Annotated in this window: 10 protein-coding genes; 7 read left to right on the top strand and 3 right to left on the bottom strand. The window is 44.1% G+C overall.

What is annotated here, in order from left to right:
* Positions 1-28: 28 nt before the first annotated feature.
* Positions 29-949: a 1,4-dihydroxy-2-naphthoate polyprenyltransferase gene (locus UP17_RS22210; RefSeq protein WP_061465341.1), complete on the bottom strand. Its 921-nt coding sequence runs from the start codon at positions 947-949 to the stop codon at positions 29-31.
* A gap of 298 nt (positions 950-1,247) precedes the next feature.
* Between UP17_RS22210 and UP17_RS22205 the strand changes: the two genes are divergently transcribed.
* From UP17_RS22205 to UP17_RS28000, 7 genes are all read left to right on the top strand, one after another.
* The gene (locus tag UP17_RS22205; RefSeq protein WP_061465340.1) at positions 1,248-2,657 is read left to right on the top strand and encodes an isochorismate synthase; all 1,410 of its coding nucleotides are present in this window, start codon (positions 1,248-1,250) and stop codon (positions 2,655-2,657) included.
* Positions 2,650-4,401, top strand: coding sequence for a 2-succinyl-5-enolpyruvyl-6-hydroxy-3-cyclohexene-1-carboxylic-acid synthase (gene menD, locus UP17_RS22200; protein ID WP_061465339.1), 1,752 nt, complete (start codon positions 2,650-2,652; stop codon positions 4,399-4,401). The genes UP17_RS22205 and menD overlap by 8 nt, the downstream gene beginning before the upstream one ends.
* Positions 4,398-5,219: a 2-succinyl-6-hydroxy-2,4-cyclohexadiene-1-carboxylate synthase gene (menH, locus tag UP17_RS22195; RefSeq protein WP_061465338.1), complete on the top strand. Its 822-nt coding sequence runs from the start codon at positions 4,398-4,400 to the stop codon at positions 5,217-5,219. The genes menD and menH overlap by 4 nt, the downstream gene beginning before the upstream one ends.
* A 1-nt stretch (position 5,220) precedes the next feature.
* Positions 5,221-6,039: a 1,4-dihydroxy-2-naphthoyl-CoA synthase gene (gene menB, locus UP17_RS22190; RefSeq protein ID WP_061465337.1), complete on the top strand. Its 819-nt coding sequence runs from the start codon at positions 5,221-5,223 to the stop codon at positions 6,037-6,039.
* Between the two features lie 85 nt (positions 6,040-6,124).
* The gene (locus tag UP17_RS22185) at positions 6,125-7,606 is read left to right on the top strand and encodes an o-succinylbenzoate--CoA ligase (protein ID WP_061465336.1); all 1,482 of its coding nucleotides are present in this window, start codon (positions 6,125-6,127) and stop codon (positions 7,604-7,606) included.
* Entirely contained in the window at positions 7,603-8,706 is a 1,104-nt protein-coding gene (gene menC / locus UP17_RS22180) for an o-succinylbenzoate synthase (RefSeq protein ID WP_061465335.1), read from the top strand. Before UP17_RS22185 ends, menC begins: the two co-directional genes overlap by 4 nt.
* Positions 8,707-9,275: 569 nt before the next feature.
* Entirely contained in the window at positions 9,276-9,422 is a 147-nt protein-coding gene (locus tag UP17_RS28000) for a hypothetical protein (RefSeq protein ID WP_155727454.1), read from the top strand.
* Between the two features lie 52 nt (positions 9,423-9,474).
* Here the strand turns inward: UP17_RS28000 and UP17_RS22175 are convergent, their stop codons facing one another.
* Entirely contained in the window at positions 9,475-10,170 is a 696-nt protein-coding gene (locus UP17_RS22175) for a response regulator (protein ID WP_061465334.1), read from the bottom strand.
* On the bottom strand, positions 10,163-11,773 hold the full coding sequence (locus tag UP17_RS22170; RefSeq protein ID WP_061465333.1) for an ATP-binding protein: 1,611 nt from the start codon (positions 11,771-11,773) through the stop codon (positions 10,163-10,165). The genes UP17_RS22175 and UP17_RS22170 overlap by 8 nt, the downstream gene beginning before the upstream one ends.
* Positions 11,774-11,827: the final 54 nt, after the last annotated feature.

Below are 11,827 nucleotides of genomic sequence, written 5' to 3'. Positions count from 1 at the left end.
ACTGAGCGGATAGCTCGGTCCTTGAAAATTATATAAGATAGCTGATGAATAAACCAATGGCCATAAGTAAGCCAAAGAAGGTGTTCGTTTGGGCCGTTGCTTTCATTGCCGGTACCATCGTGATCGGCTGTGTTTTACCAACGAAGCCTTTGACTGCGGCCATGGCTTTCGGGATGCTAAGGAAGGCAAGAAGAATCCACGCTGTTACATTTCCAGTAAGGACTAATCCAACCAGCCATAAATAAGAGAAGGCAAACATGATTGCCATGAATGTCAGGGCGTTTTTCCTGCCCATCACTACAGGCATCGTTTTGCGGCCATGTGCCTTATCTCCATCGTGGTCACGGAGGTTATTGGATAAGTTGATTAACCCGACCAATATTCCACTAGGGATGGCAATTAAGATGGCTGTTGAAGATACATAACCGGTTTGGATGAAAAAGGCAATCAGGATGATCAAAAAGCCCATGAACAAACCAGAAAATAGTTCCCCGAATGGTGTATATGAAATGGGTAGTGGACCGCCTGTATAAAGGTAGCCAACAAGCATGCAAACCAGTCCTACTGCTGCAAGCCACCAAGATGATGCGGCACAGATATAGATTCCAAGTATCAGGGCGATGGCATACATGCCAAGTGCCAAGGTCATGATGAGTTTTGGGGTCATCCCATGACGCACGATCCCGCCACCGATGCCTACGGATTCCTCCGTATCCAAGCCTCTCTTGAAATCATAGTATTCATTGAATAAATTAGTTGCAGCTTGAATCAGGATACTTGCAATCATCATGGCAGCGAATAGTAACCAATTCACTCCATCTTCCAAGAGTGCAATCACAGTTCCAAGTAAGACTGGGACAAAAGCTGCGGTTAGTGTATGTGGACGAATTAACTCCCACCAAATCTTCCAGGTCCGTTTAAGGGGAAGTCCGTCGTATTCTGTTTGCATTATTTCTCTCCTCAAAATCATTATTGGTTCTTTCGAAATTATAACAAATATTGAAATGTTGCACAAAAGGTTATCTTAATAAGTGTAGGAAAACTGGGGAAGTGTGTCAATTGGATTTCATGAAGATTCTCTTCCAAAATCAAGGATATTTCTCTTCATTCGCTAAGATTCATATAATAAGGAAAAAAGCAGGCATGAATCGTTCGGTAAAGGGGCGTTTTATTGACATGAGGTTGAAGGGAGGTGTATCTTTAAATAGGTTAAAAAGCTTTTAAAATGTACATTTGGGGGGATTTTCTTGGCTATCTCAGAAGAAACTGAACAGTTTCAGGGACTGGCTTCAGCTATACAAAAGGCGAAGGACTTGAATGATCAAGTTCTATTCAGTCATATTAAGAAAGTTAATTGCAACAACCCCCTTTCATTTTATCAAGCTGGAAGAGAACGGTACGCGGGTGAACGCTTTTTCTGGGAGGACCCTGCAAAGGAAATAACCATCACCGGTTTAGGCACTGTTAAGAAACTCAAAGCGGCATCGAATGCCGAACGTTATAGAGAAGTCGAAAAGAGCTGGATCAAACTGCAGAATACTGCTGTCAAAACGGGATTGACCGATGTAGAAGCGACCGGTCCTTTACTGTTTGGGGGCTTTTCTTTTGATTATGAAACTAACAGTACGCTCCTTTGGAATCAATTCGGGGACAACCTGTTTTATATACCTGCCTTCATGCTATCAAAAGTGGGGAAACAAGCTTACTTAACGACAAACTTACTTTGTTCGCCTGATGATTCAGAAAAACTCTTCATAGATATGATAAATGAACGGGAAGCCTTCCTTTTCAAAAGCCTGGACGGCACTGGATTGGTTCCTAATGCCTTGGTTTTGCAGAAGGAAGTCAAACCTGAGGAATGGAAGCGGACGGTCGGAGAGGCTGTTCAGGAAATCAAGACGACAGATCTCGACAAGATTGTTTTGGCAAGGGAGCTTCGAGTTGTTTTCGAGCGTTCCATCGATTCAGGGAAAGTGCTTGAGCAATTGATTGCTGAGCAGCCATTAAGCTATATTTTCAGTTTGGAAGCTGGTGGTGACTGTTTTGTCGGTGCCACTCCCGAACGTTTAATTAAGAAACAGGGAAATGAAGTTTTCTCTACCTGTCTTGCTGGATCGATGGGGCGAGGGAAAGATGAGCAAGAAGATGTTTGTCTTGGTGAAGAATTGCTTCATGACCAAAAGAATTTACAAGAGCACCAATATGTCGTGTCGATGATATCAAATGCCTTTGATTCTGTATGTAAAAAGGTAATGGTCCCGGCCGAACCGAAACTTATGAAAAACCGTCATATCCAGCATTTGTATACACCGGTCCGCGGTATATCCAAGGATGGTGTCACGATTTTTGAATTCGTCGAGAATCTCCATCCTACACCCGCCATGGGCGGACTTCCAAAAGAAAAGGCCGTTGTCCGGATTCGGGAAATGGAAGGTCTTGAGCGCGGCTTTTATGCGGGACCATTAGGCTGGGTGGATACGTATGGAAATGGGGAATTCGCCGTAGGGATACGTTCTGCCCTAATACAGAACAATGAGGCATCGCTCTTTGCGGGGTGCGGCGTAGTTGAAGATTCGGCTCCCGAAAGTGAGTTCCGGGAAACGGGGATTAAATTCAATCCGATGCTAAGTGCTTTAGGAGGAAATCTTAATGAATGACCGAGATGCATTGACAGCGTATGCTGCTTCATTTGTCGATGAGCTGGCACAAAATGGGATGAAGCATGTGGTTGTGAGCCCAGGTTCGCGATCCACTCCCCTAGCTTTGTTGTTAGTGGAACATCCTGATATCGAAATTCATATTAATGTGGATGAGCGTTCGGCTTCTTTTTTCGCCCTTGGTTTGGCTAAGGCCTTAAAAGAACCTGTCGGACTTCTTTGTACATCCGGTACAGCGGCTGCAAACTTTTACCCTGCCGTCATCGAGGCTTACTATTCAAGAGTGCCGCTAATAGTGCTGACCGCTGATCGTCCGCATGAATTGCGTGATGTCGGTGCCCCACAGGCAATCGATCAAATTCATCTGTACGGGAGACAAGTAAAATGGTTTGTCGAAATGGCACTTCCTGAAAGTACTGATGAGATGATGCGGTATGCAAGGACGATCGGTGCAAGGGCAGTGGCTACAGCGGCAACTGAACCTGCAGGGCCAGTACATTTGAATTTCCCGCTTCGAGAACCATTGATTCCGGATCTGGAGCAAGCAAAGGGATATAGGCAAAATAAAATGACGCCTGCAGTGTTGATTGATAGTGGAGAACGGTCACTGTCCGCATCACAAATAGATGCTGTTGCAACTACTTTGTCACAAGCTAAGCAAGGTATGATTGTATGTGGCGAATTACCGCATCCAGGGATGAAGGAAGCAATCAAAGCATTAGCGGATAAACTTGCTTTTCCGGTATTGGCTGACCCTCTTTCCCAGTTAAGGAGTGGGAGCCACGACAAAGCCATCATTATTGATGCGTATGATACGTTTTTACGCGATGAAGCGGCAAAAGCGGCTTTCAGGCCGGACGTGATTTTACGTTTTGGGACAATGCCTGTTTCTAAACCCTTATTGTTATTCATGAAAAAACAAAAACAAGCAATCACTTTGGTCGTCGATGGCGGAGCGGGTTGGCGCGAACCAGCCGGATTGGCAACGAACATGATTTACAGCGAAGAGAAAGATTTCTGCAAGCGTGTTTGTGAAAAAGTTACTGAAGCCTCAGATGATAAATGGCTTGGCTTATGGCAAACTGTCAACGTAGCAACGAAGAATGCCTTAGCTTCCATCAGGGATGAAGAGGAATTAAGTGAAGGCAAGCTGTTCTCCCTGCTTGCTGATATGTTGCCAATGGAATCCACCTTATTTGTCGGGAATAGTATGCCCATACGAGATTTGGATACATTCTTTTTGAATAATGGAAAAGGAATCAAAACCTTTGCAAACCGTGGGGCGAATGGCATCGATGGGGTCGTTTCCACTGCTCTTGGAGTAAGTACGGTTTCGAAAAATACAGTACTGGCAATCGGGGATTTAAGCTTTTTCCATGATATGAATGGCTTGCTTGCAGCAAAACTTCAAAAACAAAATATCACCATATTGCTGATTAATAATGATGGGGGCGGCATTTTCTCTTTCTTGCCACAGGCGAATGAGAAAGAACATTTCGAAATGCTATTCGGCACCCCTCATGGGCTTGATTTTTCCCATACTGCAAAGCTGTATGGCGGTAAATACAACAAGGTGCAAAATTGGGATGAGTTAAAGAAGGTATTTACAGAGTCATTTGGAATTCAAGGTCTGAAAATCATTGAGGTGCCGACCGAAAGGGAGTCCAATTTACAAAAGCATCGAAATTTGTGGAGTTTTGTTTCCCAGGAAATAAAAATGGTGTTAGACAGGGAAATATCATGAATATTGTCAGCAAGGATGTCACTTATGCTGTTGAAATAACGGGAAATGGAGAACCTCTTGTACTTTTGCATGGATTTACGGGAAATCGGGATACATGGAATTTCCTCATTCCGCTATTGCGTGATAGGTATACAATGATCATGGTCGATATCATCGGTCATGGCATGTCTGCGTCACCGGCCGATCATCGAAGGTATGGGATGGAGCGGGTGTCTGAAGATATCAAGTACATTTTGGATGAGTTACATTTCCCGAAAGCCCATATCCTTGGATACTCGATGGGCGGCAGGCTTGGATTGGGATTTGCCTGTTTGTATCCTGAGTATGTTGATACATTGATATTGGAAAGCGCTTCACCAGGCCTTTTAACAGAAGAGGAGCGGGAAACCCGAAGGCAAAATGATAGGAAGCTTGCTGAAAGGATTCTTGAAAAGGGCATGGAAGCTTTTGTGGATCAATGGGAAAACATCCCACTGTTTGAAAGTCAAAAACGGTTGTCGGCCAAAACCAGGTCAGCCATTCGGGAGCAGAGGATGGCAAATGTCCCTGCCGGCCTTTACAATAGCCTCCTTGGTATGGGGACCGGCAGTCAGGCTTCTTACTGGGAAGACCTGAAAAACCTTGATTTCCCTGTGCTTCTTGTAACCGGTGAACTCGATCCTAAGTTTTGTGAAATTGCGGACTCGATGAAAAAAAAGCTGAAGCAGGCTGAATGGAAAATAATAAATGATGCCGGACATGCGATTCATGTGGAAGATGGAGAAAAGTTTGGTAAAATAATAAGTGAGTTTTTGAAGCGAAATCGGAGGAGGAATTAAAATGACGGTACAATGGGAAACAATACGTGAGTATGACGAAATTTTATATGAAAAATATAACGGGATTGCGAAAGTGTCCATCAACCGACCGCATGTACATAATGCATTCACGCCAAAAACGACTGCTGAAATGATTGATGCATTCGCAAGGGCGCGTGATGATTCCAGCATAGGTGTCATAATTTTAACTGGTGTAGGCGGCAAAGCATTCTGTTCAGGCGGAGACCAGAAAGTACGCGGGAATGGCGGATATGTAGGTGAAGATAACATTCCACGTCTAAACGTTCTTGATTTGCAGCGTTTGATTCGTGTAATTCCAAAACCGGTCGTAGCGATGGTTGCAGGGTATGCAATTGGTGGCGGTAATGTTCTGAATGTGGTGTGTGACTTGACGATCGCTGCTGACAATGCAGTATTTGGACAAACTGGACCTAATGTGGGAAGCTTTGATGCCGGTTATGGCTCTGGCTACCTGGCACGTATCGTAGGCCATAAAAAGGCACGTGAAATCTGGTACCTATGCCGTCAATACAATGCCCAGGAAGCATTGGATATGGGATTGGTAAACACGGTGGTACCTTTAGACCAATTAGAAGCGGAAACCGTTAAATGGTGTGAAGAAATGCTTGAGAAGAGCCCAACTGCACTTCGTTTCTTGAAGGCGGCAATGAACGCTGATACTGATGGCCTTGCAGGTCTTCAACAATTGGCTGGTGACGCTACACTTTTATACTATACAACTGAAGAAGCAAAAGAAGGCCGCGATGCATTCAAAGAAAAACGCAATCCGGACTTTGGGCAATTCCCTCGTTTCCCTTGATGAAACGCGTGAAATGATGAGACTGACAGCTTGGCGGATAATCGCCGGGCTGTTTTCTATATCAAATGGAGGAGGATAAGCAATCATGGCAGAAGAAAAGTTGCCGAACTGGCTGAAAAACCGGGCGCATCTTTCACCAGATCGCCCGGCAATTGAATTTGAAGGCCATACGTATAGCTTTCTTGAACTGCATACATTATCGGAGAAGATGGCTGGCAAGCTGGCAAGCATTGGTCTGAGGGCTGGCGATTCATGCGCGGTTTTACTCCGTAACCATATTGATGGTGTTGTCGTTATCCACGCACTATTTTATCTCGGTGTGAAGATTGTGATGCTGAATAATAAGTTAACGGCAAAAGAGTTGGCTTGGCAGATTGAGGATAGTGAGACTTCCTATCTTGTTTCAGAAGGTTCCTTTTCCGAAAAACTCTCGGAAATTGGTTGTATTCTCCCGAATATACACCTTCACTTAATGGAGGAATTGCCGGATGAAGGAGCGGCAGAGATTCTTCAAGAGTTTTATCTTGAGGATACGGCTACGATCATGTATACCTCAGGTACGACAGGAAATCCAAAAGGTGTGATCCAAACCTTCGGCAACCATTGGTGGAGTGCTGTCGGGTCGGTGCTGAACCTTGGATTGCATGAGGGGGATTCTTGGTATTGTGCAGTTCCGATCTTTCATATTAGCGGCTTATCCATCCTGATGAAAAATGTGATTTATGGCATGAAGGTCGTTTTGGCTGAACGGTTCGACGAACGGGAAGCAAACCTGAGCATCCAGGAAAATGGCGTGACGATCATTTCGGTCGTGACGGCGATGGTGAATAGGATGTTGCAGGATTTGAAGGGAACAAGCTATCCGGAAGCTTTTCGCTGTATGCTGTTAGGCGGCGGCCCAGCACCCGTTCATTTACTTGAAATATGTAAGGAAAAAGGAATTCCAGTCTATCAGACGTATGGGATGACAGAAACGTCCTCACAGATTGTGACACTTGCACCGGAGGATAGCATGGCAAAAATCGGATCAGCGGGAAAACCTTTGTTCCCTTCGCAGTTACGGATAGAGAAAGACGGCAATATTTGTGAACCGGGTGCAGTGGGGGAAATCGTGGTTTCAGGTCCCAATGTGACGAAAGGCTATTTTAATCGAATGGACGCTACACTGCAGGCTATTACCGATGGATGGCTATATACAGGGGACCTTGGTTATCTGGATGAAGAAGGCTTTTTGTATGTGCTAGACCGACGCTCGGATTTAATCATATCCGGCGGTGAGAATGTCTATCCGGCTGAGGTTGAAAATGTCCTTTGTAAGCACCCTGATATTTTCGAAGCGGGTGTGACGGGGATTGACGATGAAAAATGGGGACAGGTTCCACTCGCTTTTGTCGTCTTGCATCAAGGCGCTGAGGCTAATGAGAGTGAACTGCTGGAGTATTGCAGAGAATATTTGGCGGCCTATAAAATTCCCCGGAACGTGATTTTTTGTCAGGAGCTTCCCCGTAATGGAGCGAGTAAGCTACTGAGAAGGGAACTGAAGAAGAGAATGGGGGAATGGCAATGATGTTATCCTCCATTTCATTAAAGCTCGTTAAGGCCCCTTTGAAGCGGCCATTTAAGACGCATCTCGAAACGGTATCCGACCGGGAAGTGATAATTGTCGAAGCCATGGATGAAGATGGATTGATTGGATACGGGGAAGCGGTGCCTTTTGCAAGTCCTTGGTATACCGAGGAAACGATCAAAACATGCTTTCATATGTTGGATGACTTCTTAATACCGTTGACATTGGCAGGTCGGATTAGGCATCCTGATGAGCTGCCTAATTTATGGAGCGGAATCAGACGGAATGCGATGGCGAAGTCAGCTTTGGAACAGGCAATACTTGATCTATATGCGAAGCAGAATGGCGTCTATCTCGGACGGCTTTTTGGCGGCGAACGAAGTGAAGTGGCCGCTGGTGTTGTCGTTGCATCCAATGATATTGAAGACGCGATGCACCAGATTGAGGATTTTTCAAAATCTGGTTATCAGCGATACAAAATAAAAATCAATCCTCATAATGATCTGGAGTTTTTATCGGAAATCCGTCGGGCCTATCCAGATATCCCGCTAATGGCAGATGCCAATTCAGCGTACACGCTCGATGACATCCCACATCTGCAGAAGCTTGATGTATTTAAGCTGATGATGATTGAGCAGCCGCTGGGACATGACGATATTGTTGAACATTCCATTTTGCAGAAACAGCTGCAGACACCCATTTGCCTTGATGAAAGCATAAACTCATTTCATGATGCCAAAAGTGCGCTGTCACTCGAGAGCTGTGGGGTGATCAACATTAAGATGGCAAAAGTCGGGGGCTGGACAGAAGCTGTCAAGATCCATGATCTATGCTTGGGAAATGATGTGCCCGTTTGGTGCGGGGGGATGATTGAATTTGGCATATCGCGTGCACATAATATCGCTCTTGCCACATTAAAAGGATTCACGATTCCCGGGGATATATCATCCTCATCCCGCTATTGGGAAGGGGATATAATCGATCCGGAAGTCATTGTCAAAAATGGTATGATCCAGGTTCCTGATAAAGCGGGAATCGGTTTTGCCATCAATGAAAAGCGGCTAAAGGATTTGACTACATATAGTAAACTTTACAGGTGAAAAAAATCAAAGGAGGTGCATGGCCCGCCTCTTTTGAATCCATATTGCAGATTCACCCCCGTTTTATAATAATCCCCCTGGCTCGCAGTAATATATTATTCGCTGCATGCCTTCTAAAAAGCCCGTTTAATACATTTTGGACGGAAATCCCACCCTTTTAGAAAATGATTTTAATAGAATACTTACAAATATCAGTTTGTAGACAAAAGCAGGTTTGATAGGTCACCCCCCGAATCATGGTGTTAAGAAAACTCGGTTACTCCTGCCGAATAACTGGCTACGAGACCCCGCAGGCGCTTGCTTTGATGAGGCATGGCAGACAGTCTATGGAAGGGGAGCGGGTTTCTGAAATCACTGGATCTTTTTTAATTTGCCTACATTCTGCAAATATTTTGCATCTCCAGCATTCCTTTTATAAAACGGGATTTTAGTGAAGGGAAATCATTTAAATGGCCCGATCAGTCAGATATTTTTTTTGAAAATGGGGCTTTGACTATTTTTTCTTTATTGGATTATTTTGTATAATGAAATAAAAGGATGGCAACTAAGGGATAGGGAGGGGAGAGTATATGAAAAGACCGTACCTTATTGCGGAAATTCTATTAAGAAGAGGCATGCCGGACTATGTCATTAAAGAAGTGACGGCGTTGGCGGAGTGTGAGCTGTTTCTTTTGAAGAGAAAGTGGGGCATATATGATCGAAAGACGGGAGCGTAATGAATGAAAGTTAACAGGGAACCGTTTCGGTTCTGGCCGGTCCCCATGCGATTTAAATTTTTCTAAGCCGGTACCTATTAACTGGACGGCCGATGCTGCCATACTGGACGTCAAGCTGAAGGACTTCTTCGCCGTGCAAGTATTCAAGATAGCGCCTTGCTGTAACTCTGGCGATTCCTATTCCATCAGCCACTTCTTCTGCCGATAAAGATCCAGGCTGAGTTTTTATGAATCTCGTCACTTGCTCAAGAGTAGCTCCATTCAATCCTTTAGGAACATCATATTTCGGACTCGTTTCAGAAGGTGTTTTATTTTGAAAGAGAATTCGGTCGAGCTGATTTTGAGAGATTTGATGGTCAGGTTCAACCTCCATCCGAAAAGCAAAATATTGTTCAAGTGTATGTTTTAGCCTTTCGAATTTAAATGGTTTGATTAAATAGTCAAAAGCCCCGTTCTGTATCATTTTTCGGATCGTTTTCTGGTCATTGGCCGCCGAAATGATGATGACATCCACATCAATTTGCTCTTTTCTGATTTGATAAAGTGTATCGACCCCGTTTAAAGAGGGCATGAAGATATCCAAAATGACAAGATCGGGTTTAATCTTCCTGATTTTCACCAAACCTTCAAGCCCATTTGAAGCTGTATCAACGACTTTAAAGGCGGGCAGGCGCTCGATGAACTGTTTGTTAACCTCTTGGACCATTGGGTCGTCCTCAATTAAAAGTACACGAAATTCTTTAGTCATTTTGGTTCTCCTCTATATCGTGCATGGGAAAAGAAATAAAAAAGCTTGTCCCTTCGTTAGGGCGTGTCGTGAATTTCATTTCGCCGTTCGCCTTTTTAACAATTTGGTCTATTAAATAAAGACCAATTCCTGATCCTTCCGCACCTTTTGTTGTAAAACCATATTCGAATATATCTTTATGAATGTCCTCGGGAATACCAGGTCCATTATCCTCAAGCACGATTTGACAATGCCGTTCATCTTGGTAAATGGATAGATAAACCTGTTTTGTTTCTTCTGCACAATGCTTTAGGGAAGCAAACGAATTTTCGATCAGGTTTCCGATTATCAAAACAAAATCGTGATGATCCATATCAGCTGGGAATTGGTCCAATTTCGTGTGCTTGTCCATGATGAGTTCGATTCCGAGTTCCCTTCCCAAGGAGATCTTACTTAATATAAGCCCCACTAAATTATCATCGTGAATGTGCTTCGTTAAAAACCTGGTCAGTTCCTCTTGCTCTTCCGTGATTTGAAAAATATAATGCAGTGCTTCGTCCAGATTACCTAGCTGGATCAATCCTGCTATCGTATGGAGTTTGTTCATATGTTCATGGTTCTGAACGCGCAGGGCTTCAACGAATGCTTTGACACTGGTCAACTCTTCAGCTAGCTTCGTCACATCGGTGCGATCCTGGAAAATGGCCACGGCGCCTATCGTTTTATCCGCAATCTTTATTGGTACCCGGTTGCTTACAATATTCCTGTTTTGAACGGATATTTCCTGATTGAAGATGGGGGATGTCCGGTCGAGCACTTCTGGCAGCCGGGTATCATTTATTATATCATTGATATTCTTGCCAATGACTGGACCGTTGATATTGAGCATTTGCTTAGCCTTTTCATTGAAAATCGTGATTTTTTGATTATTATCTATGGCGATGACCCCTTCATGCATGGCATTGAAGGCAGCGGTCCTTTCAACCAACATCCGTGATATTTCATGCGGTTCAAGTTGGAAGGTCTCTTTTTTTATCCGTCTGGCCAAGAGCCATGAGCCGCATACACCGAATAGGAGTGTAAGGATAAGGATAATCGCGATTTCACTTTTCAAATCCTTTATTAATTCAGGTATCGTCGGCAGGATGTTCCCAACCAGTACAACGCCGATTTGCTCGTTATCCTTATCAAGGATCGGGACAAAGGCGCGAACGGAAATGCCGAGTTCGCCAGCCGCCTTTGAAAGGTATTCATGTTCAGCGAACGCAGGGCTTTCGTCATTGCTGCTAGATGGGGTCCCCAATTGTCTGAACACCGGATGGGAATAGCGTATATGCTGATTGTTGAGCACAACAATATAATCCGCTTGATGGATTTTCCTTAAATTTTCAATCATCGGATTGAGTTGCGTCCATCCTTCAGGCTCACGGACCAATCTTTGTACTTCAGGGAGTTCGGCAATGGTATGTGCAGTGATCATGGAACGTTTGCCGATTTCATCTTCCCTGACTGAAACGATATTTCCAAATATAAAAATCCCGCCTATAAGTATCGAAAAAGCGACGATTACGAATGATAGCAGGGTGATTTTAAATTGAATGGGCATATGAAAGGATTTATCCATTGTTGTTCCTCCATTACTTCTATACTTAATAGTAACAGAAGTTCTATCTATTTT

The sequence above is a fragment of the Peribacillus simplex genome, assembly GCF_001578185.1.
Classification (GTDB): Bacteria; Bacillota; Bacilli; order Bacillales; family DSM-1321; genus Peribacillus; species Peribacillus simplex_A.
The sequence above is the reverse complement of the archived record's forward strand: the minus strand, read 5'-3'. Positions and strand labels throughout refer to the sequence as shown.